This is a genomic window from Pseudoduganella sp. UC29_106, assembly GCF_044055365.1.
GTDB lineage: Bacteria > Pseudomonadota > Gammaproteobacteria > Burkholderiales > Burkholderiaceae_D > Rugamonas.
In genome coordinates, this window is record NZ_CP171977.1 from 6,974,582 (window position 1) to 6,995,634 (window position 21,053).

The 21,053-nt window shown below is 64.6% G+C and carries 22 protein-coding genes and 1 pseudogene; 10 read left to right on the forward strand and 13 right to left on the reverse strand.

Going from position 1 to position 21,053, the window contains the following annotated elements:
* Positions 1-10: 10 nt before the first annotated feature.
* The 6 genes from ACHMW6_RS34625 to ACHMW6_RS34650 form a co-directional block, all read right to left on the reverse strand.
* The gene (locus ACHMW6_RS34625) at positions 11-1,687 is read right to left on the reverse strand and encodes a hypothetical protein (protein WP_395404054.1); all 1,677 of its coding nucleotides are present in this window, start codon (positions 1,685-1,687) and stop codon (positions 11-13) included.
* Positions 1,688-1,870: 183 nt separating this feature from the next.
* Positions 1,871-2,851, reverse strand: a complete 981-nt coding sequence (locus ACHMW6_RS34630; protein ID WP_395404056.1) for a Bug family tripartite tricarboxylate transporter substrate binding protein — start codon at positions 2,849-2,851, stop codon at positions 1,871-1,873.
* Between the two features lie 49 nt (positions 2,852-2,900).
* Positions 2,901-4,091 (reverse strand): glycoside hydrolase family 28 protein, encoded by a 1,191-nt coding sequence (locus ACHMW6_RS34635; RefSeq protein ID WP_395404058.1) that lies wholly within the window; start codon positions 4,089-4,091, stop codon positions 2,901-2,903.
* A gap of 339 nt (positions 4,092-4,430) precedes the next feature.
* A complete protein-coding gene (msrA, locus tag ACHMW6_RS34640) occupies positions 4,431-4,937 on the reverse strand; it encodes a peptide-methionine (S)-S-oxide reductase MsrA (RefSeq protein WP_395404060.1) in 507 nt (168 codons plus the stop codon).
* A gap of 40 nt (positions 4,938-4,977) precedes the next feature.
* Positions 4,978-5,370 (reverse strand): cupin domain-containing protein, encoded by a 393-nt coding sequence (locus tag ACHMW6_RS34645; protein WP_395404062.1) that lies wholly within the window; start codon positions 5,368-5,370, stop codon positions 4,978-4,980.
* A gap of 112 nt (positions 5,371-5,482) precedes the next feature.
* Complete coding sequence (locus tag ACHMW6_RS34650) at positions 5,483-6,214, reverse strand: SDR family oxidoreductase (RefSeq protein ID WP_395404064.1); 732 nt, start codon at positions 6,212-6,214, stop codon at positions 5,483-5,485.
* A gap of 109 nt (positions 6,215-6,323) precedes the next feature.
* Between ACHMW6_RS34650 and ACHMW6_RS34655 the strand changes: the two genes are divergently transcribed.
* Entirely contained in the window at positions 6,324-7,238 is a 915-nt protein-coding gene (locus ACHMW6_RS34655; protein ID WP_395404065.1) for a cupin domain-containing protein, read from the forward strand.
* Here the strand turns inward: ACHMW6_RS34655 and ACHMW6_RS34660 are convergent.
* Genes ACHMW6_RS34660 through ACHMW6_RS34670 form a run of 3 tightly spaced genes read right to left on the reverse strand, consistent with a single transcriptional unit; the run spans position 7,210 to position 9,174 of the window.
* Positions 7,210-8,172 (reverse strand): ATP-binding protein, encoded by a 963-nt coding sequence (locus tag ACHMW6_RS34660; RefSeq protein WP_395404066.1) that lies wholly within the window; start codon positions 8,170-8,172, stop codon positions 7,210-7,212. The genes ACHMW6_RS34655 and ACHMW6_RS34660 overlap by 29 nt on opposite strands.
* Positions 8,120-8,515 carry a hypothetical protein gene (locus tag ACHMW6_RS34665; RefSeq protein ID WP_395404068.1) on the reverse strand — a complete coding sequence of 132 codons (396 nt, stop codon included), beginning with the start codon at positions 8,513-8,515 and terminating at the stop codon, positions 8,120-8,122. The genes ACHMW6_RS34660 and ACHMW6_RS34665 overlap by 53 nt, the downstream gene beginning before the upstream one ends.
* Complete coding sequence (locus ACHMW6_RS34670; RefSeq protein WP_395404070.1) at positions 8,512-9,174, reverse strand: response regulator; 663 nt, start codon at positions 9,172-9,174, stop codon at positions 8,512-8,514. Before ACHMW6_RS34670 ends, ACHMW6_RS34665 begins: the two co-directional genes overlap by 4 nt.
* A gap of 118 nt (positions 9,175-9,292) precedes the next feature.
* Here ACHMW6_RS34670 and ACHMW6_RS34675 point away from each other — a divergent pair, with 118 nt between their 5' ends.
* From ACHMW6_RS34675 to ACHMW6_RS34695, 5 genes are all read left to right on the forward strand, one after another.
* Positions 9,293-10,720, forward strand: coding sequence for an ArnT family glycosyltransferase (locus tag ACHMW6_RS34675; protein WP_395404072.1), 1,428 nt, complete (start codon positions 9,293-9,295; stop codon positions 10,718-10,720).
* 1 nt (position 10,721) lies between these two features.
* Positions 10,722-11,732, forward strand: a complete 1,011-nt coding sequence (locus ACHMW6_RS34680; protein WP_395404074.1) for a glycosyltransferase family 2 protein — start codon at positions 10,722-10,724, stop codon at positions 11,730-11,732.
* Complete coding sequence (locus ACHMW6_RS34685; RefSeq protein WP_395404076.1) at positions 11,729-12,406, forward strand: ChbG/HpnK family deacetylase; 678 nt, start codon at positions 11,729-11,731, stop codon at positions 12,404-12,406. Before ACHMW6_RS34680 ends, ACHMW6_RS34685 begins: the two co-directional genes overlap by 4 nt.
* On the forward strand, positions 12,378-12,512 hold the full coding sequence (locus tag ACHMW6_RS34690; RefSeq protein WP_395404078.1) for a hypothetical protein: 135 nt from the start codon (positions 12,378-12,380) through the stop codon (positions 12,510-12,512). Before ACHMW6_RS34685 ends, ACHMW6_RS34690 begins: the two co-directional genes overlap by 29 nt.
* Before the next feature lie 93 nt (positions 12,513-12,605).
* A complete protein-coding gene (locus tag ACHMW6_RS34695; protein ID WP_395404080.1) occupies positions 12,606-13,385 on the forward strand; it encodes a ChbG/HpnK family deacetylase in 780 nt (259 codons plus the stop codon).
* Here the strand turns inward: ACHMW6_RS34695 and ACHMW6_RS34700 are convergent.
* On the reverse strand, positions 13,382-13,909 hold the full coding sequence (locus ACHMW6_RS34700) for a PadR family transcriptional regulator (RefSeq protein ID WP_395404082.1): 528 nt from the start codon (positions 13,907-13,909) through the stop codon (positions 13,382-13,384). The two genes, ACHMW6_RS34695 and ACHMW6_RS34700, sit on opposite strands and share 4 nt — an antisense overlap.
* Before the next feature lie 143 nt (positions 13,910-14,052).
* Here ACHMW6_RS34700 and ACHMW6_RS34705 point away from each other — a divergent pair, with 143 nt between their 5' ends.
* Both ACHMW6_RS34705 and ACHMW6_RS34710 read left to right on the forward strand, forming a co-directional pair.
* Complete coding sequence (locus ACHMW6_RS34705) at positions 14,053-16,074, forward strand: FAD-dependent oxidoreductase (protein WP_395404083.1); 2,022 nt, start codon at positions 14,053-14,055, stop codon at positions 16,072-16,074.
* 10 nt (positions 16,075-16,084) lie between these two features.
* Positions 16,085-16,504 (forward strand): nuclear transport factor 2 family protein, encoded by a 420-nt coding sequence (locus tag ACHMW6_RS34710; RefSeq protein ID WP_395404085.1) that lies wholly within the window; start codon positions 16,085-16,087, stop codon positions 16,502-16,504.
* Here the strand turns inward: ACHMW6_RS34710 and ACHMW6_RS34715 are convergent.
* Positions 16,501-17,379, reverse strand: a complete 879-nt coding sequence (locus ACHMW6_RS34715) for a DMT family transporter (RefSeq protein WP_395404087.1) — start codon at positions 17,377-17,379, stop codon at positions 16,501-16,503. The two genes, ACHMW6_RS34710 and ACHMW6_RS34715, sit on opposite strands and share 4 nt — an antisense overlap.
* A 75-nt stretch (positions 17,380-17,454) precedes the next feature.
* Here ACHMW6_RS34715 and ACHMW6_RS34720 point away from each other — a divergent pair, with 75 nt between their 5' ends.
* Entirely contained in the window at positions 17,455-18,417 is a 963-nt protein-coding gene (locus tag ACHMW6_RS34720) for a LysR family transcriptional regulator (protein ID WP_395404089.1), read from the forward strand.
* Between the two features lie 53 nt (positions 18,418-18,470).
* Here the strand turns inward: ACHMW6_RS34720 and ACHMW6_RS34725 are convergent, their stop codons facing one another.
* Positions 18,471-19,697, reverse strand: a complete 1,227-nt coding sequence (locus ACHMW6_RS34725; RefSeq protein WP_395404091.1) for an MFS transporter — start codon at positions 19,695-19,697, stop codon at positions 18,471-18,473.
* Between the two features lie 170 nt (positions 19,698-19,867).
* Here ACHMW6_RS34725 and ACHMW6_RS34730 point away from each other — a divergent pair, with 170 nt between their 5' ends.
* Positions 19,868-20,152: a DUF2917 domain-containing protein gene (locus tag ACHMW6_RS34730; RefSeq protein WP_395404093.1), complete on the forward strand. Its 285-nt coding sequence runs from the start codon at positions 19,868-19,870 to the stop codon at positions 20,150-20,152.
* Here ACHMW6_RS34730 and ACHMW6_RS34735 read toward each other — a convergent pair.
* Positions 20,099-21,050, reverse strand: a pseudogene (locus ACHMW6_RS34735) (LysR substrate-binding domain-containing protein). The gene ACHMW6_RS34730 and the pseudogene ACHMW6_RS34735 overlap by 54 nt on opposite strands.
* Positions 21,051-21,053 lie beyond the last annotated feature (3 nt).

A 21,053-nucleotide genomic window follows, 5' to 3' on the forward strand; every position in this document is an offset into this window, starting at 1 on the left:
GCTGCTCTCCTTACTCGATGATCAATAGCGAGACGCCCTGGCGCGGAAGGGCAAAGTTGAGGCTTGCGGCGCCGCCCTTGACTGTCAGCACCGGCAGGGCCGCCGGCTTCATTGCCGATGCGGCTTCCAGCGCCTGGTATTGCTTGTCGTTCGGCGACTGCGGCGAACCGAGGGCCTGCCAGGCGGTGAAGGCGTTGGCGTTCGCCTTGTCCACGCGCCATTGCGTGACCTTGCGCGAGCCCGCAGTGCCAAGGCCCTTGAGATCAAGCTTTACGGCCGCATCGGGACCGGCGACATCGTCATCGTGGTAGTGCCAGCTCAGGATGGCGAGCCGGCCATCGCCGGTGCGTGTGGCGATCACGCCCACATCGGGCGCGGCGCGAACGCCCTTGGCCAGGATTTCGTCCACAGGCAGGGCGCCGCTGCTGCTGGCGGCAACGCGAAGCGGCCCGAGTTTCGAGAACAGGCGGAACACGTTCAGCACCGGCAAGTCGACGCCATTGGTCGCGAGCTGGCGGTAGCCCGCGAACCAGGGCTGGTCCTCGAAGGTGAAGGCCCAGGTCAGCGCGCCATCCAGGTTCACGCCGCGGCGCGCGGCCAGCTCCCAGATGCGGGCGAAGCTGGCGGCCGTATAGCTGGAATACATGGTGCCGTTGCGGTAGGCGTTCTGCGGGCCGGGGCAAGCGGCGCAGCCTTCGGGATCGCTCTCGCCGATGACGATGGGCTTGTCCTTCAGCTGCGGGATGGCGACAATCTTGGCAAAGCCTTCGTCCACGCCGCGCAGGTGCTCCTGGATGCCCATGCGCACGTGGCCGTCGACAAAGCGCGGCATGCCTTTGGCGTGGAAGGAGAGGAAATCGGTCGGCGTGCCGGTCTGGCCGGTGGCGTAGTTAGTGCCGGAAACTACGTGCTTGAGGAAGGCGTCCATCCATGCGCCGCCGGTGCCGGCCACGTCGGGCCCGCCGACAAAGGCTTCCGGCAAGGCGCGCTTGATGCCGGCGATGGCGTAGTCATGCAGCTTGTTGAATTCGTCCTGCGTGCCGCTCCAGTAAGTGTTGAAGTTGGGTTCGTTCCAGACTTCGAAGTACCACTTCTTCACCTCATCGCGGCCGTAGCGCTCGATATTGTGCTTCGTCCACTGATAAACGAGCTCACCCCACTTCGCATAATCCTTCGGCGGCGCATTCCAGCCGGCTTCGATCAGGTTGTAGGCGAAGCCTGGGCGCCAGCTGTGCTGGTAGGGTGTGCCCGGCTTCGCGCTCGACATCGCCTCCGGCATGAAGCCGACCTGCAGATAGGGCCGCACGCCGCGCGCCAGATAGGTATCGATGATGCGGTCGGTCACGCTCCAGTCATACACCGTCTGGCCGTCTTTGGTTTCGGTGTAGGCGTTGGTGCTGCCCCATTTGAAGGCCGGCGTGCCGTCGCCCGTATTGAGGAGATTATGCGTGCGGAAGAAGATCTCGCCTTGCCGCAACTCGCCCAGATGGGACATCAGCTTGCGGCCATCCTTCATCGTGGCATAGTTCGGTTCGTCTGCGCCGAAGAAGCGCCAGATGGGCTTCAGTTCGCCGGCGGGCCGGGAGGCATCGACATGGATCGTTACGGGAAAGGACGGCGGCGCTTCTTGCGCCAGGACCGGACCAGCCGCCAGCAAGGCGGCCATCCCGAGGGGAAGGCGAACCATGAATCTCCTCCAGTCTTTTTATAGTTGAGCAAAAGCATACGCTCGCCCAACCTCGACCGTGATGAAATTCAGGACGCAGTCGATACCGGTTTCGATATCGTTTATGGGGTCAGGCACGAAATGTTTCATGAGCTCGCCTACGCGCCGAGCTCATGAAACATTTCGTGCCTGACCCCTAATTATTTAGTCGACGGTGGCGCCGCTGTCTTTTACGACCTTGCCCCATTTCGCGTGCTCGGCCTGGACGAATTTGCCGAAGTTTTCGGGCGTGTCGCCGACGTAGGCGGAGCCGGTGTCGGCCAGCACTTTCTGGAAATCGGGGCCTTTCATAACTTTCTGCGCTTCGGCGTTGATCTTGGCGACCACGTCCTTCGGCGTCTTGGCCGGGGCGAACAGGCCGTACCAGGCGTAGGACTCGATGGACGGCACGCCGGACTCGACAAACGTCGGCACATCCGGCAGCAGCGGCGAGCGCTGGGCGCTGGTGATGGCGATGGCCTTTACCTTGCCGCTCTTAATGTGCGGCATGATCGCGATCGTGCTGTCGAACATCATCGGGATATGGCCGCCCAGCAGGTCCGAAATGGCTGGCGCCGAGCCCTTGTACGGCACGTGGGTCATCTGCAGCTTGGTGGTGCTGGCGAACAGTTCGCCGGTCAGGTGCTGCGGCGTGCCGTTGCCGGACGAGGCGAAGGAGAAATCGCCCTTCTTCGACTGGATATAGGCCATCATTTCCTTCAGGTTCTTGGCCGGTACCGATGGATGCACGACCAGCACCAGCGGCACGCGCAGCAGGTTGGTCACCGGCGCCAGGTCCTTCAGCGGATCGAAGGTCATGTTCTTGTAGAGGCTGGGATTGATCACGATCGGCGCGCTCGACGTGACCAGCAGCGTGTTGCCATCCGGCTTGGAACGCACCACCGCGGCGGTGCCGATATTGCCGCCGCCGCCCGCGCGGTTATCGATGACGAAAGGCTTGCCCAAGTCCTCGGTCAAACCCTTGCCCAGTGGACGCGCCGCGATATCGGATGGGCCGCCTGGCGGCCATGGCACGACAACGGTCACGGTGCCGTTGGGCCAGCTTTGGGCGAATGCACTGAGGGATAAGAGCGATGCTGCGAAAGCGAAAACGAGGGATTTGCGCTCGCCGGAGAGAAGTCTCATTTTTATTGTCCTCTAAAGTGATGTGCTCAAAGAGTACACCTTTTTCACTTTAGATAACAATTCCCTCTGCGTGCTCTATGGAAACCGGCTTGCCGCGCACAGTCGTGACCTTAATATCGCGCATGCTGACATTGCGCACCGGCAGCGAGGCTTCGCCCTTGATCTGGCACATGAAGCCCGCTTCGCCCACCACGACATTGCTGACGTGCAAGCCCTCAATCGGCGTCAGGCGCCGCTCATAAGTCGGCACCAGCTCGCGCCACTGGTAGAGCACGTCCGTATCCACGCTCAGCACGCCGCCTGCGATGCTGGTTGCGCTGACGTTCGACAGGTGGATATTGCGCACATAGCCGCCGCGCCGTTCATTGGTCTTGACGAACAGCAGGTTGTTGATGCTGCTGCGCACGGCGGAACCGCTGTGATCAAAGTGGCAGTTATCCACAAACACATTTTCGATGCCGGCGGAGAGCTCGCTGCCGATGGCCATTAGCTGGTGTCCGTTCTTGATGCGGCAATTGCGCATCACGATATTCTTCGACGGCACGCCGAGGCGCCACGCATCCTGGTCGCGCCCCGACTTCACCGAGATCGCATCGTCGCCCTGGTCGAACACGCAATCCTCGATCAGCACATTCTGCGACATCTCGGGGTCCACGCCATCATTGTTATGGCCGTGCGCCTTGATCTTCACTCGGCGGATCACCACGTCGCGGCACAGGAAGGGATGCAGCACCCAGAAGGGACTGTTCTCGATGCTGATGTCCTCCACCAGCACATTGCGGCAGCGGTTGAACTGCACGAATTGCGGGCGCAGGTTGGCCTGGCCGTTGGTCATCTGGCGCTCGCTGACCGGCACGCCTTTCGCGGCCATGTGATACAGCGCCACCAGCGCATCCATATGCGGCTTGGGACGGGCGTACCACACCTTCCACACATCCAGCTTCGCCTGCAGCTTGCCTTCACCCGTGATCGCCACGTTTTCGCAGTCATAGGCGTAGACCAGCGGCGAATAGTTATAGCATTCCAGTCCCTCCCACGTGGACTGCACGGCAGGCAGGTAGTCGGCGGGATTCGACGAGAACAGCAGCGTGGCGCCCTTCTCCAGGTGCAGGTTCACATTACTCTTCAGGTGGACCTTGCCCGTCGGCCAGACGCCGGGCGGCACGACCACCGTGCCCGCCCCCGCCCCATGCGCCGCCTCAATCGCCCGCTGAAGTGCCGCCCCATTCTTTAAAACCAAAGTCGCAAAGCTAGTGTTAGGTCTCAGCCACGGGGTGGCTGAGACATCGTGGCTGACACTTGGGTTTGCTTCTGGTTTTGCGCCAAAGTCCGTAATCAGGAAGCGCTGCGCCCCCGAAAAATCCGGCACCGCAATTGATGGCATCTCAAACGGCGCATCCACGCGGACAATCCGCTGGCGGGGTGACGGCGCCAAACTGGCGCAACCAATCAAGGGCAAGGAAAGCCCGGCGAACAGCAAGGTCCGCCGGGAAAGGGAGAGCTCTTTCATGCGTCCATACTACCGCCAGGAGCCGCATGCGGAACATGGCAAGCGCAATCGCTCACCATGTTGAGCCGATCAGCCTCGCGCCGACAGCTTCCAGTCCGGACGCACCCAGTGGCAGGTATAGCCGTTCGGGATGCGCTCCAGGTAATCCTGGTGTTCCGGCTCCGCTTCCCAGAACGGCCCGGCGGCCGCCACTTCGGTCACCACCTTGCCGGGCCACAGGTCCGACGCATTCACGTCGGCGATCGTGCCCTCGGCAATGAGCTTCTGCTCGTCGTTGAGGTAGAAGATTGCGGAGCGGTAGCTCATGCCCAGGTCGTTGCCCTGGCGGTCCTTCGTGGTCGGGTCGTGGATCTGGAAGAAGAATTCCAGGATCTTGCGGTAGCTGATCTTGCTCGGGTCGAACACGATCTCGATACCCTCGGCGTGTGTGCCGTGGTTACGGTAAGTCGCATTGGGCACATCGCCGCCCGTATAGCCCACGCGGGTGGAGATTACGCCGGGCTGGCGGCGCAGCAGCTGCTGCATGCCCCAGAAGCATCCGCCGGCGAGGATGGCGGTTTCGGTTTGTGTTGTCATTTAAGGTTCTCCTTGAACAGCCGAGATGGGGGCGGCGGGCTTATTTGGCAAGCTTCACCAGCGGCTGGTCCTTGCGCACCAGGTAAGTTGCCAGTTCGGATGCGTCACGGTCGCCGATCACGCGCACGGAATGGTTCACGCCGGCCGGGATGTATACGGCGTCGCCCTTCTTCAGCAACACCGGCGGACGGCCTTCCAGAGTGTATTCCATCGTACCTTCCAGCACATAGGCGATTTCCTCGCCCGGATGCGAGTGGTTCGGTGCTGTCACGCCGGCCGGAATGTCGACACGCACCTGGATCGCCTCCACGCCCGGCACCGAATGGTCATGGCGCAGGATTTCAGTGCGGCCGATGCCGGCCATTTGCTGGGCGCTGGCGAAACCTGCAGTGGCGAACAGGGCGGCGGCGAAGATTTTATGGGTCGTTTTCATGCTATTTCCATCCTTTTCAAAGTGACGGAAGGATTTATACCGCTGACTTCGCGCCGATGTGTATCGCTCTTTGTATGCGGACCTTCCAGACACAAATCAGTACAAATGGCCGCTAGCGCACCAGGGCCAGCGCGTCGGCCCCGGCGGGGAAATGCAGCTGTCCGGTGCTGTCGTTCGCGGCGCGCCACACGGCGTCGGCGACATCCGCCTCGGTGGTCACCGGACCTGGCTCCGCATAGCCGGCAAACACCGATTGGGCGAACGCCGCATAAGGCTCGGTGAACAGGCCATCCATGCGCGAGCCGGTGTTCTGCGTGAAGCGCGTGCTGGCGCAGTATCCGGGTTCCACCAGCTTCGCCTGCACGTTGAACTGTTCCATCTCCAGCGCCAGCGAGGCCGTGAAGCCGTCGATGGCCGATTTGCTGGCGGTGTAGACGGCCACCAGCGGGAAGGGCGCCATCGTCGCGCTGGAGGTCACGTTGACGATCACCCCCTCGCGGCGAGCGCGGAACTGCGGCAGCGCGGCCTGGGTCATCGCCATCGTGCCGAAGGTGTTGGTCTCGAACACTTCGCGGATGGTGTCCATTGGCGTCGCCTCGAAGGCGCCGGCCAGGCCGATGCCCGCATTGTTCACCAGCACATCGATCGGCCCGGCCGCCTGCAGGACGGCGGCGATGCTGTCCGCTTTCGTAATATCGAGCGCCAGCACGCGCATACGCTCCGAGCGCATCTCCTCCCGCGGCGTACGCATGGTCGCAACCACATTCCATCCTCGCGCATGAAAATACCGCGCCGTCTCCAGCCCATACCCCGAAGAGCACCCCGTAATCAAAACAGTCTTCATCCTCATTCCTTCGCAATTAGTGGTGTCAGATCTGACATCACAACTTTAGCGGGGCGGGGGCGGATTCTCTATAATTGGTAGTCCATGTTTTGTTTGTGAGAGTCCGGTGATGGCTGATCCGCTTTCGGAGGTGATTGCGCAGCTGCGGCCGCATGCGGTGTTTTCGAAGGGGATCAGCGGAGCGGGACGCTGGGGTGTGCGGTATGGCGAATTCGGGCATCCGAGCTTTTGTGCGGTACTCGAGGGGAGCTGTTTGCTGGCTGTTGACGGGCAGGCGCCGGTCACGCTGGGGATGGGCGATTTCGTGTTGATGCCCGCCACGCCGGGCTTTACCCTGTCCGGCTTCGAGCCGATAACGCCGCAGCTTATCGACCCGAAAACTGCGCCGCAACCCACTGAGGATGTGCGCCACGGCGACCAGGAGGCGGTAGCCGACGTGCGTCTGCTGGGCGGCTACTTCGTGTTTGACTCTCCGGATGCGTCGCTGCTGGTGTCATTGTTCCCGGCGCTCGTGCATGTGCAGGGCGCCGAGCGCCTGTCCACACTTGTGCACTTGGTCTCCGACGAGGAAAAGGCGCAGCGCGCCGGCCGCGACCTGGTGCTCACGCGCCTGGTGGAGGTGCTGCTGGTCGAAGCCTTGCGCGCCACCCCCGGCGAGCAGGCGCCCCCTGGCCTGCTGCGCGGCCTGGCAGATTCGCGTCTCGCCACCGCCATGCGCGAAATGCACGCCGACCTCGCACATTCATGGACGGTGGAGCAGTTGGCGAACAAAGCCGCCCTGTCCCGCTCCGCCTTCTTCGAGCGCTTCACGCGCGCCGTGGGACTGGCGCCGATGGAATACCTGCTGGCCTGGCGCATGGCCGTCGCCAAGGACCTGCTGCGCCGCACCGACCTGGCGCTGGCGGAAGTCGCGGAGCGTGTCGGCTATGGTTCATCGAGCGCCTTCAGCACCGCTTTCAGCCGCTACGTGGGCATGCCGCCGGGGCGGTATGCGCTCACGTTTGCGCAGCGAACTTCACCGTGACGCATAGCCCTCGCCCATCGACTCCCTCTCCCAGCGTCACCTGCGCGCCGTGGTTGTGGGCGATATTGCGCACGATGGAAAGACCCAGTCCGGCGCCCCATACCGCATTGCCTTCGGGCCGGTAAAAACGGTCAAACAGGCGTTCGCGCTGCTCGGGCAGCACGCCGGGGCCGTTATCGCATACGCGCAGCACCGGCCAGCCCTCGGACAGTTCGGCGACCACGTCTACCCGGCCGCCAGCCTGTGTATAACGCAGGGCGTTGTCCACAAGGTTATTGAGCAGCACGCGCAAGCCGTCCGGATCGGCCTGCACATGGACGGGCGTGGGCGCTACGGCGCCCAGGTCGATGCCGCGGTTGTCCGCTATGGCCGCATGATCGGCCACGATTCCGCGCAGCAGTTCGCCCAGCTCCACTTGCTGCAGCTGTTCCGCCGTATGGCCCGGCTCGAAGCGCGCGAGACTGAGCAGCTGCTGCACAAGGTGCGCGCTCCGGTCCAGGCGTTCATGCAATTTCGCCATCGCCAGGGCGCGCGCCTCCGGTGTGGTGGCGCGCTCCGCCAGTTGCAGCTGGATTTTCAGGGCCGTCAGCGGCGAGCGCAATTCATGCGCGGCATCTGCGACAAAGATCCGCTGTGCGGCCAGGGTTTCGTCGAACTTGGCCAGCAGCACGTTCAAAGCCTGCACGACGGGCGCCAGTTCGGACGGCCAGCCATCGGGATTCAGGGGATCGAGGGTGCTGGGCGAGCGGTCCTCGACCGCCCGCGCAAGACGGTCCAGCGGACCCATGGCGCGGCCGATCACGATCAGCACCAGCACCACCAGCATGCCGACAAATCCCACCAGCGGCAGGCCGGTGCGCAGCACGATGTGCGCCGCCATCTCATTGCGCACCTGCAGCGGCTGGCTCGCCTGCGCGTACAGCTTGTGGTGCACTTCGCCATAGACGCGCCAGGCCTGCCCTTTGATCGTTACGGTCGAGAAGCCACGCGTGTTGTAATTGGGCGTCGGCGGATTCGGGCGGGAGGCAAACAGTGGCCTGCCCTTCAGGTCCCAAACCTGCAGGATGAATTCTTCCTCGGGATCCTCGGGAGCCGGCAGGGAGGCGTCGGGTGCGAATTCGTCCCGGCAGGGCGCTGACCAGCTGGCGCAACTGCAAGTCTGCCAGCTCGCCGGTTTCGACCTGCAGCGAGTGGTAGAGCATGGCGCCGGCGCCGATGGCGCTGGCAATAGTTGCGCACAGCAGGCCGACCAGCAGCTGTTGGCGTATGGTCTTCATTCGGCGGCAGCAACCTTGTAGCCGACGCCGCGCACGGTCTGGATGAAGGTCTGCCCGAATTTCTTGCGCAGGTGGTGCACGTAGACGTCGATCGTATTGCTCTCGACTTCAGCGTTCCAGCCATACAGCTTCTCTTCCAGCACGCTTTTCGCGACCACGCTTCCCGGCTCGTCGAGCAGCGCGCGCAGCACGGCAAATTCGCGTGCGGACAGCGTTACCGCCGCGCCATCGAGGCTGGCTTCGTGGCTGGCCAGATCCAGCACAACGCGTCCATGACGGATGATCGATGTGGTGCGCGACACGCGGCGCCGCAGCAGGGCGCGGATGCGCGCCAGCAACTCATCGAGATCGAAAGGCTTGACGAGATAATCGTCTGCGCCGGCGTCCAGGCCCTGCACACGGTCGGCCGTGCTGTCGCGCGCGGTCACGATCAGGACAGGCACATCGAGCCCCCGGGCGCGCAAACCGCGCAATACGTCCATGCCCTGCTTGCGCGGCAGGCCAAGGTCGAGCAGCACCAGGTCATATGCCTGCGTGGACAGCGCCAGCTCAGCGCCGGCGCCATCGCGCACCCAGTCCACTGCGTAATTTTCCGCCCGCAATCCACCTTCAATGCTGTCGCCGATCATCGGATCGTCTTCCACCAGTAGCAGCCGCACGTTCACCTCGCCGAAAAGTCTCCGGAAATTATAGCGAGCTGCCCGTTAACGTTGCCTTAACCATGGATTTGATAGCGTATGGCCATGGTATTCAGGTTGTAGAAGGAATGGGAAAGCTATGCAATTAGAACAACAGGCCCAATTGGCCGGGGCAGCACCTGCTGCACTTCCCATTGATTCCTCGGCATTGCGCAGTTGGCGCACATGGCTGATCCTGGCCGTCGCCGTGCTGCTGCTGTGCAGGCTGGGACTGATGCTGGCCGCGCCCCTGGCGGACACGACGGAAGCGCGCTATGGCGAACTGGCGCGCCAGACTGCGGTCAACGGCTTCTGGCTGATGCCGCATATGGACCCGCAAACGCCCTTCTTCGCCAAGCCGCCGCTGTCGACCTGGCTCAGCGCAGCGTCGATGCGCCTGTTCGGCGTCAATGAATTCGCCGCGCGCCTGCCTGCCCTGCTGGTGTCGCTGCCCGCCCTGTGGATTACCATGCAGTTCTCCACAGCACTTGGACTGCGCCAGCGCTGGCTGGTTGTGCCTGTACTGGCGGCTTCTCCGCTGTTCTTCGTCAGTGCCGGCGCCGTGATGACGGACGCGGTGCAGATGACCATCGTCTGGGCTGCCCAGTACTGCGCCATCCAGGCGCTGGGCGCAGGTCGCACCGAGGGCCGCGCCTGGCGCCTTGGCTTCTGGGCGCTGGTGGGTCTGGGCGCCCTGTCGAAGGGCCTGGCTACCTGGGCCCTGATCGGCATGCCGCTAGCCGCATACGCACTGCTGCATCGCCGTCTCATGCAAATGCTGGGTCACGTGTGGGACTGGGCCGGCCTGACGCTGGCCTGTGCCATTTTCCTGCCGTGGTATCTCGCCGCGGAGCACGCCTATCCCGGCTTCATCAGCTACTTCATCATCGGCGAGCACTTTTCTCGTTTCCTGGTGCCTGGCTGGACGGGCGACCGCTACGGCTTCGCACACAGCCAGCCCTTCGGGGCAATCTGGGTGTTCTGGATCGGCGCGGCGCTGCCGTGGATGCACATCTTCATTCCACGCCTGGCGGCCCTGCTGCGCAGGCAGGAAAGGCCCGATCCGCTGGCCAGCTTCCTCTGGTGCGCGACGCTGGTGCCGCTGGCCTTCTTTACCTTCAGCCGCAACATCATCTGGACTTACGCTCTGACCGCCTTGCCGCCCTTTGCCGTACTGGTGGCCCAGCATATCGAACGGAGCACTGAGCTTGTCCAGCGGCGTACCGCGATCGGCCTGTTCATCTACGCGCTGCTGGTGGCGGCCGCGTCGCCTCTGATTGTGCGCCAGGTTGGCCGGAATTCGGACCGTGACCTGGTCCAGGCTGCACCGGCCGGTGCGCAGCTGCAGTATCTGGCCAAGCCAGCCTTCTCATCGGCTTTTTACACGCATGGCAATTTGCGCCGCGTGCCTTCCGGGGACCACGTCCACGGGTATGTAGTCATCGACAATGAAGACCTGAAGCGCCTGGATATCCAGCCGAAGCAGGTCCGCTTTGCCGGGACACACCGTTCACTGGTGGAGGAATAATATGCCAGCCAGCTCAATCTCTTTGCGGCGCGGCGCCCGCACTTCCATCTCGGTGGTCATGCCGGTGCTGAACGAGGCCGCATCCCTCGCGCAACTGCTGCCGCAACTGGCCGATACGCTGACCCGCACCGAAATGGAATGGGAAATCGTCATCGTCAACGATGGCGGCAGCGATGCCCTGGAAGAAGTGGTTGCCTCCTTCGAGCGCAGCCGTGCCTACAGCAATGTGCAGCTGCTACGCCTGTCGCGCAATTTCGGTAAGGAAGCCGCGCTGACCGCCGGCCTGAATGCGGCGCGCGGCGATGCGGTGCTGTCCATGGATGGCGATGGCCAGCATCCGGTGCAGCTGATCCCGCAACTGATCGCCTACTGGCGGGCCGGTGACGATATGGTGGTGCCGGTCCCCGAGTCGCGTTCGCATGAGCCGCGCCTGTTGGGTATGGCCAAGCGCGCCTTCTACCGCTTCATGCAGGGCGGCGAGCGCTTCCATATCCCGCCCAGCGCCGGCGACTTCCGGCTGATGGACCGGCGCGTCGTGGATGCGCTGCTGCAGCTGCCGGAGCGCACGCGCTTCATGAAGGGGCTGTATGCCTGGCTTGGCTTCCGCACACGCCTGCTGCCTTATGCAGTGCAGCCCAGGATGGCGGGCAGTACCAAGTTTCCGCTGCGCCGCCTGATCGAACTGGCGTCGCTGGGCATTACCTCGTTCTCGCTGAAGCCGCTGCGTTTCGTCTCCATCGCCGGCGCCCTGATCTCGCTGGGCGCCCTGAGCTACGGCTCATATATCCTCGTTGAGACGCTGGTGGTGGGCAATCCGGTATCCGGCTGGGCGACGCTGGCTTCCGGCATCATGCTCCTGTCCGGCATCCAGCTCCTGTGCCTTGGCGTGATTGCCGAATATCTGGGGCGGGTTTTCGAAGAGGCCAAGCAGCGGCCACTGTATGTGCTGGACGAATGCATCGACCATAGCCGCCTGGGCCGCCGCGAGCCGGTGTTGAAAGCCATGCCGTGAAGACCGTCATCATCAATGCTGATGACATAGGAATGCATCCGGCCATCGATGATGGCGTAGCGGCCCTGGTGGCGCAGGGCATGGTGACAGCGGCCAGCGTGATGGCCCTGGGTAAGCCGGACCGTCACGCATTAAGCGTCATGCGCAGCTGCGGCGCCAGCCTCGGCCTGCATCTGGACTTCACGAGCACCCTGGCGCACGCGCATCAGCACGGCGAACGGACAGTTGCCACCACGATACTCGCCGCCTGGGCCGGCCGTCTCGACCGCCGTCGCACGCGCGAGGCGATCCGCTATCAGCTGCAGCGCTACCAGGAGCTGACCGGCGCCCTGCCGGAATTCGTGGACGGCCACGAACACGTGCACCAGTTTCCGGTCATACGCGAAGCGCTGTTCGAGGTGCTGGCGGAAGCAGCCCCAGGGCGGCAGATCTGCATCCGCAATACGCTGCCACTGAGCTGGCGCGGGGGGAAGGCAGCGCTGATAGCCGCCCTTGGTGCTGGCGGCATGCTGCGCCTTGCCCAGCGCGCAGGCTACTACTACAACACGGATTTCTACGGCGTTTCACGACCTCTCGCCGCGCGCCGACCTGGCCCGCTGCTGGCGCAACTGGTTCGCGTCCCAGCGTGTATCGGGCGCACTGGCCATGTGCCATCCCGCCTCGGTGGCGCGTAGCCTTGAGCCTTTCCGGCTGCGCGAATTCCTGTTCCTTGGCGGCGCTCAGTTCTCCGACCTGCTGGCCGAATTCGAGATTCGACCCATGCCGTGGTCGGACGTTTAGGATGCCGCGCCACAGTGCGCTGCCCAGTTAACACCTACTTGACAAGTCCTTTGCTAGCTTAGGTCGAAACAAACGACCTCGGTAGGCTATACCGTGAAGACGGTCATAATAAACGCCGACGATATCGGCATGCATCCGGCAATTGACGACGGGGTGGCAGCGCTGGTGGCGCAGGGAGTGGTGACTGCGGCCAGCGTGATGGCGCTCGGCAATCCCGATCGTCACGCGCTGGGCGTGATGCGCCAGTGCGGCGCAAGCCTTGGCTTGCACCTCGATTTCAGCAGCCCTTTGGCGCACGCACCGCGGCACGGCGCGCACACATTTACCACGACGATGTTCGCCGCCTGGTCCGGCCACCTCGACCGCGGGCGCACACGCAAGGCGATCCGCTACCAGATCGAGCGTTTCCGGGAGCTGACAGGCAGCCTGCCCGAGTTTGTCGACGGTCATGACCGCGTGCACCAGTTCCCCGTTGTCCGCGAAGCGCTGTTCGATGAACTGGCCGAAATAATGCCCGGCCAGTCCATCTGCATCCGCAGCACGGCGCCCCAGGTCTGGCGCGGCGCCCGCGCGGCGCTGATCGCCCTGGGTTCGGGCGCCCTGGAGCGCATGGCCCGGCGCGCGGGCTATTTGCACAACACGGATTTCTACGGAGTGTACGACCACTCCGGCCGGACCGACCTGGGGCGCTGCTGGCGGGGCTGGTTCGCTTCGCAGCGGGCATCCGGTGCGCTGGCCATGTGCCATCCGGCATCGGCCGCGCGCGGACTGGAACCCTACCGGCTGAAGGAATTTGCCTTCCTGGGCGGCCCGCAATTTGCGGAATTGCTGGCGGAATATGACATGCGCCCCATGCCCTGGTGGCGGATCTAACTTTCCAGGATGCGGATCGCTTCGCGCGCCAGTTCGATCGCCTGTTCTTCCATCGCGATGCCGCCCTTGAGCAGCAGGTAGTGCAGCTGACGGGCCTTGGTATCGGCGCCGGTGGCGAAGTCGCGTTTCTCGAAGCTGCGGTACAGGGCCAGGCGCTCCTCGTGCATGGCCAGGTGGCGCTTCATTTCCTCCTGCAGCCCGGCCGGACCCACAGCCGCTTCGGCGCGCAGGCGCACCATCAGCGCGTCCCGCAGGTGACGCGGACCTTCGCTTTCGGCGATCCAGCGTTTCAGTTCCGCCACGCCCGCGGGCAGCACACGGTAGGCGCGCTTGCGGCCGCGGCCCGTCTCGGCCGGCAGGGACTCGACCCAGCCCGCCTGTTCCAGCCGGGCCAGCTCGCGGTAAATCTGCTGGTGGGTAGCGTGCCAGAAGTAGCCGATCGACTTGTCGAAGCGCCGGGCCAGTTCGGAGCCGGAGCCGGCTCGTTCGCAAAGGGAGGTCAACAGCGCGTGGGGCAAGGACATAAACGTGGCAACAATGGACAAATGCTCACATCTTGCCGTAGCGGTGGAGATCGTACAAGCCACAGATGTTTATGCAACCAGTTGCAAAGAAAATCGAACGGTCGTATATTTATGCAACCAGTTGCATAAACAAGGACCCCGCCATGACCGCCTACCCCCACCTGCTGTCCCCGCTCGACCTGGGCTTCACCACCCTGAAAAACCGTGTCCTGATGGGCTCGATGCACGTTGGCCTGGAGGAAATGCCGAATGGCTTCGAACGCATGGCCGCCTTCTACGCCGAACGTGCCCGGGGCGAAGTGGGTCTGATGGTCACCGGCGGCATCTCGCCGAACGAGGCGGGCCGTCCTTGGGCGGCTGGGGCCAAGCTGACCACGGAAGATGAAGCGAAAAAGCATCGCATCGTCACCGAAGCCGTGCACGCTGCGGGCGGCAGGATCGCCATGCAGATCCTGCACTTCGGCCGCTATGCCTACCACGACAAGCTGGTGGCGCCGAGCGCCCTGCAGGCGCCGATCAACCGCTTCGAGCCGAATGAACTGTCTTCCGAAGAAGTGGAACAAACGATCCAGGACTTCGTCAACTGCTCCGCCCTGGCCCAGTTCGCGGGTTACGACGGCGTGGAAATCATGGGCTCCGAGGGTTACCTGATCAACGAATTCATCGCCGCCCGCACCAACCACCGCGACGACGAATGGGGCGGCAGCTATGAGAACCGCATCCGCTTCCCGGTGGAGATCGTGCGCCGCGTGCGCGAGCGCGTCGGCCGCAACTTCATCATCATCTACCGCCTGTCGATGCTGGACCTGGTGGAAGGCGGCTCCACATTGGAGGAAGTGGTGCAGCTGGCGCAGGCCATCGAAAAGGCCGGCGCCACCATCATCAATACCGGCATCGGCTGGCACGAAGCACGTATCCCGACCATCGCCACAAAGGTGCCGCGCGCGGGCTATGCCTGGGTGACCAGGCAGCTGATGGGCAAGGTCGGCATCCCGCTGGTCGCCACCAACCGCATCAACACGCCGGAAGTGGCCGAGGGACTGCTGGGTGAAGGCGCATGCGACATGGTATCGATGGCCCGCCCCTTCCTGGCCGACCCCTTCTTCATGCAAAAGGCGCGCGAAGGCCGCGCCGATGAAATCAATACCTGCATCGGCTGCAACCAGGCCTGCCTGGACCACACGTTCGGCGGCAAGCTGACTTCCTGCCTGGTGAACCCGCGCGCCTGCCATGAAACGGAGCTGGTGATCGAGCCGGCCGTGTCGAAGAAGCGCATCGGCGTGGTGGGCGCCGGCCCTGCGGGCCTGAGCTTCGCCGTCACCGCCGCCGAGCGCGGACACGAGGTGGTGCTGTTCGATTCCGCTGCCGAAATCGGCGGCCAGTTCAACGTCGCCAAGAAAGTGCCGGGCAAGGAAGAGTTTTATGAAACCTTGCGCTATTTCCGCCGCCAGATCGAGCTGAAAGGCGTGGATCTGCGCCTGAACACGCGCGCCGACGTCGCCACGCTGGCGCAAGGCGGCTTTGATGAAATCGTGCTGGCAACCGGCGTCACGCCGCGCAAGCCCGAAATCGCCGGCATCGACCATCCGAAAGCCCTGAGTTACCTGGACGTGCTGCGCGACGGCAAGGCGGTCGGCAAGCAGGTGGCCGTGATCGGCGCTGGCGGCATCGGTTTCGATGTCAGCGAATACCTGACGCACGAGGGCGAAAGCGGCGCGCTGAATCCGGAGAAGTTCTACGCCGAATGGGGCATCGACACGCAGTACGCCGAGCGCGGCGGCCTGCGCCAGCCGGAGGTGGAAACGCCACCGCGCAAGGTCTACCTGTTGCAGCGCAAGACCAGCAAGGTGGGCGATGGCCTGGGCAAGACCACGGGCTGGATTCACCGCACGGGCCTGAAGGCGCGCCGCGTGGGCATGAGCGCCGGCGTGAACTACGAGCGCATCGACGACGCCGGCCTGCATGTGACCGTGGACGGGCAGGCGCAGGTTCTGCCGGTCGATCATGTGATCATCTGTGCCGGCCAGGAGCCGCTGCGCGAACTTCAGCAAGGCTTGCTGGATGCAGGCTGCAAGGTGCACCTGATCGGCGGTGCGGATGTCGCCGCCGAACTGGATGCGAAACGTGCTATCAACCAGGGCACGCGCCTCGCCGCGGCCATTTGAGGAGAGCCTCATGAACTTGCACCCCGCCGCCGCCAGATCGCTGGACCTGTGGCATTCGATGGTCGCCAGCGGCGACCTGGCCCGCTTGCCCGAAATCGTGCGTGCGGACGCGGTCTTCCGCTCGCCGGTGGCGCACACGCCTTACGAGAGCGCGGCTGCGGTGGTGATGATCCTGAATGCCGCCCTGCGTACTTTCGAGGACTTCAAGTACCACCGTGAACTCGCCAGTGAAGATGGCTTGAACGTGGTGCTGGAATTCAGCGCCCACGTCGGCGGCAAGGAACTGAAGGGCATCGACTTCATCCGCTTCGACGAGGAAGGCCGCATCGCCGACTTCGAAGTGATGGTGCGCCCGATGAGCGGCCTGCAGGCGCTGGGAACCGCCATGGCCGCCCGTGTCGGCGCCCACCTGCAGGCGCTGAAGGCCTAACGGTTCGTCAGCGTCACGCCGGCGGCGACCAGCACGCCGCCGGTCACCATCGAGGCCAGCACCTGCTCGCCGAGCATCAGCGCCGCCAGCGTAATGCCGAAGACTGGCACCAGGTTGTTGAAGACGGCTGCACGCGAAGGGCCGATGGCCTTCACGCCCTCATACCACCACACGAATCCGATCACCGTGCCGAAGGCGCCGAGGTAGGCGACCGAGGCGCCCACCTTCCAGTCCACCACGCTCCAGTCGACCGAGCCGATTTCGCGCGAGGCGCCGAGCAGCAGGAAGAGCAGGCCCCACAGGGCGGCATAGGTCGTTGCCGCTAGCGGCGTCAGGCCTTTCAGCGCGGCGCGTCCGACGATGGTGTAGGCCGCCCAGGAAGATGCCGCCGTCAGCATGAATAACTCACCGGTGCCGAAGGACTGGCTGATGTCATGCAGCGCCTGCAGCGGTTCGCCGCGCGTGATCACGATGGCCGCGCCGACGAAAGCGATGGCGATGCCGCCCCATTTCAGGCCGGTAAGCCGTTCGCGCATGATCACCGCCGCCGCCAGCGCCGTGACGATGGGATTCAGCGCCACGAACAGCGCCGAGCGGCCCGCCGGCATATGGCCCAGGGCCGTGAAGAAGCAGAAATTGTAGAGGAAGATGCCGGTCAGGCCCAGCGCCGCCGTGGCGCCGATCTGCTGGCCCGTCAGCCGCGGCAGGCCGCCTTCGCGCTTCCACGCCAGCAACAGCAGCAGGACCGCCGCAATGGCGAAGCGCAGCGACGCCGCCGTCATCGGCGGCAGGGCGTGCGAGGCGATGCGTCCTGCGATGAAAGTGCCACCCCAGATAAAGGTGGTCATTACAAGCTTGGCATAGATGGTTTTCATTTTGATCTTGCGGGCTGGGTTCGGAGCTTATACATTAATGCTAATCCCGACTCATGGAAAAATGAGGAAATACTCATGACCTTCACCCAGCTGGAAATCTTCGCCCTGGTCGCCGAACTGCGCGGCTTCACTTCCGCTGCCCTGCGCCTGGGCGTCAGCCAGTCCGCCGTATCGCACGCCATCAAGTCGCTGGAGCAGGAGCTGGGCGCGCAGTTGATCACCCGCCAGCAGGCAGTAATCGAGGTAACGGAGCTGGGCCAGCGCCTGCTGGTGCAGGCGCGCGAGATCTTGGGACTGGCCGAAGCCATGCGCCAGGAAGTGTCGGCCGCCAGTGGTCTGAACAAGGGGCTGCTGCGCATCGGTTCCTTCGGTCCCACGTCTTCGCTGCGCCTGCTGCCCATCATCCTGGACGTCTACCATCGCCGCTATCCGAACATCGAAGTGCGTATCGACGAGGCCACGGATGCCGATACCCTGCAGGCCATCCAGGACCGGCGCGTGGACGTGGGCTTCATCAGCCTGCCGGATGACCGTTTCGACACCGTGGAGCTGGTGGAGGACCAGATGATGGCCCTGCTGCCGGTCGGCCATCCGCTGGCCGCGCAAAAGGCGGTGTCGGTGCATGACCTGCTGCCGCTGCCCTTCGTCAGCCCGGAGCAAAGCTGCGCGGCCCCCGTGGAAGCCGCGTTTGCCGCCGAGGGGCTGTGTCCGCAGGTGCGCTACCGCATGACGCAGGTGTTGACGGTGCTGGGCATGGTGGAACGCGACGCGGGCTTCTCCTGCACCGCCGAACTGGCGCTGCCGGTTGACCTGGCGCGCACCTATCCCGGCGTGGCGGTGCGGCCTTTCGATCCGCCGATCCGGCGCCGCGTGGGCCTCGGCTTGCGCAATCTGGCGCAGGCTTCCCCCGCGACGAAAGCCTTTGTGGAAATCGCGCGCGAGGTGTGCCGCTCAGCACAGCGCGAACAGGCGGGCAAAGGCCAGGACGCTGCCCGGCTCCAGCATCGAGGTAAAAGCCCAGCCACTGAGTATGCTTAAAACGGCGGCTGTGCATAACAGCACGACTTGTTCACAGCGGTTCATCGCGCCTCCTACGCGGTTTGCAGCCGTGCCACGGCGCGGTCATCGATAGGCCAGTGCAGCGCGGCCGCCGCCAGGCCGACCGCCACGGCGGCGAACCATACCAGCTGGTAGGAATGGGTGGCGTCGTACACCACGCCGCCCAGCCATACGCCGAGGAAGCCGCCCAGCTGGTGTCCTACGAAGACAAAGCCGAACAGCGTGGAGATGTAGCGCACGCCGAATACTTGGCTCACGATGCCATTCGTCAGCGGCACGGTGCCCAGCCAGGTTATCCCCATCACGAAGGCGAACACGTAGACGCTGGCCTCGCTCAGTGGCGCGCTCACGAACAGCGCCATCGTGGCGGCGCGCAGCAGGTAGAGGTAAGCCAGCAGGTGCTTGCGTCGGTACTGGGTGCCGAGCTGGCCGCACAGGTAGGTGCCGGCCACGTTCGCCAGCGCTACGATGGCCAGGGCGGCGACGCCCACATTGGCCGAAAAGCCTTTGTCCAGCAGGTAGGCGGGGAAGTGGCCGGCGATGAAGGCCAGCTGGAAGCCGCAGGCGAAGAAGCCGGCGTTCAGCAGCCAGAAGCCGCGGTGCCCCATCGCTTCGCGGATCGCTGCACCCATAGACGCCGCCTCGCCTGGCCCCGGCCGCACGCCCGGCCCGGCCGCCGCGCCCGAGACGGCCGCGCTGTCGTCGAGCGGCATGGCGAGCGGCGCGGAGAGGGCCAGCATGAACGCCACCGCGATCAGCGCGGCCATCCAGCCCACGTTGCCGATCAGCCCTTGCGCCGCGGGCACCATGGCAAACTGACCCACCCCGCCAACCGCTCCTGCCAGCCCTAAAGCCCAGCTGCGCCGCGCCGCCGGAACGAGCCGGTTCAGCGCACCGTACACGGTGCCAAATGAAGTCCCCGCCAGTGCCATGCCGATCAGCAGCCCGCCGGACAACGCCAGTTGCGTGCTGCTGCCCGCATGCGCCATCAGATACAGCCCGGCCGCATACAGCAGGCAGCCGCCGGCAAGCACGCGGCGCGAGCCGAAGCGGTCCGCCAGCATGCCGGTCAGGGGCTGCATCAGTCCCCACACAAGGTTCTGCAGGGCGATGGCCAGCGCGAAATCCTCGCGCCCCCAGCCACGCTCGGAAGTCATGGGCAGCATGAACAAGCCCTGCACATGGCGCATGCCCAGCGCCAGTCCCATGATGACGCCGCCGCACAGCACGGCGGCCAGTGGTGATTTCATGAATTTCATCGATGCTCTCCCGGAATCTATGCACTCCGAGCATAGCGGCCGGCGCAGCGCAGGCGCCAGCGTTGATTTGGCATGACATCCATGCGTAATGCGCATGGATAGGATGCGTAAACAGCGTTGGCGCGCCTCGCGGCCTGGGCGCAGAATGAAGTCATCGAAGGAGCAAAGCCATGAATATGCTGATGACATTGCAGGCCCGTCAAACGGCCTCCCTGGCGCCCGAGGGCACGGTGCGCGTACGCTGCCTGCGCGGCATCCTGTGGATCGTGGGGCAGCGCGACGGCGAGGACCGCGTGCTGGAAGCGGGAGAGAGCGTGATGCTGGGCGCGCAGCGCCACTACCTGTCGAGCGTGCGGCGCGACGACGCGGTGTCCTTCGAACTCAGGCCGCAGCAGCAGGGCTCAAAGGCCGGCATGCTGGCGCGCCTGGGGCAGCGCCTGCGCCAGCTCTTCTGAAGTGGAAGCCAGTTGCTGCACCAGCCAGTCGCGGAACACGGCCACCTCTGCGCGCGGCGCGGGATCGGCCTGCAGCAGCCAGTAGCTGTAATCCGGCACGGCGCGGCGGCGACCATGCTGCGCCACCAGGCGGCCATCTTTCAGCAGCGGCAGGATCAGGGGCACGCGGCCCAGCGCCACGCCGTGGCCCTCCACGGCGGCCTGGATCAGCTGGTCGTACTGGTTGAATTGCAGCGTGCCGCGCGGCTTGCGCGCCAGGCCGAAATCGTCCAGCCAGCTGCGCCCAGTGCAGCCAGGGGCGGCGGCGGTCGTCCAGGTCCAGCAGCACCTGCGCCAGCAGGCCTTCGTCATCGGTGAAGGCGCCGGCGGCGACAGCGGGGCTGGCCACCGGCACCACATCCTCATGGAATAGATGAATCGCATGTTCCGGCGCGGACGCGGTGGGGCTGTAGCGGATCGCCAGGTCCACATCTTCCTGCGCCAGGTCCATCACGCGGTTGGTGGCGGCCACGCGCACATCGATGTGCGGATGCGTGCCGAGGAAGGCGCCCAGGCGCGGCAGGATCCACAGGGAAGCCACGCCCACGCTGGCCGACACCGTCACCGGCCGCGCGCGCCGCTCGCTGCGCAGAGATTCGGCCAGCTCGCCCAGCCTGTCCATCCACGGCGACGCCAGACGGAACAACTGCTCGCCCGCCGGCGTCAGCGCGATGCTGCGGTTGCTGCGCGTGAACAGTCGCGCGCCAAGGCGCTCCTCCAGCGACTGGATCTGGCGGCTGACGGCCGATTGCGTCAGGCACAGATCCTCGGCCGCAGCCGTGATGCTGAGCCGCCGCGCGGCCGCGACAAAGCCGCGCAAGGCATCCAGCGGCGGCAGGGAAACAAGCGGGTGCGGCATGCA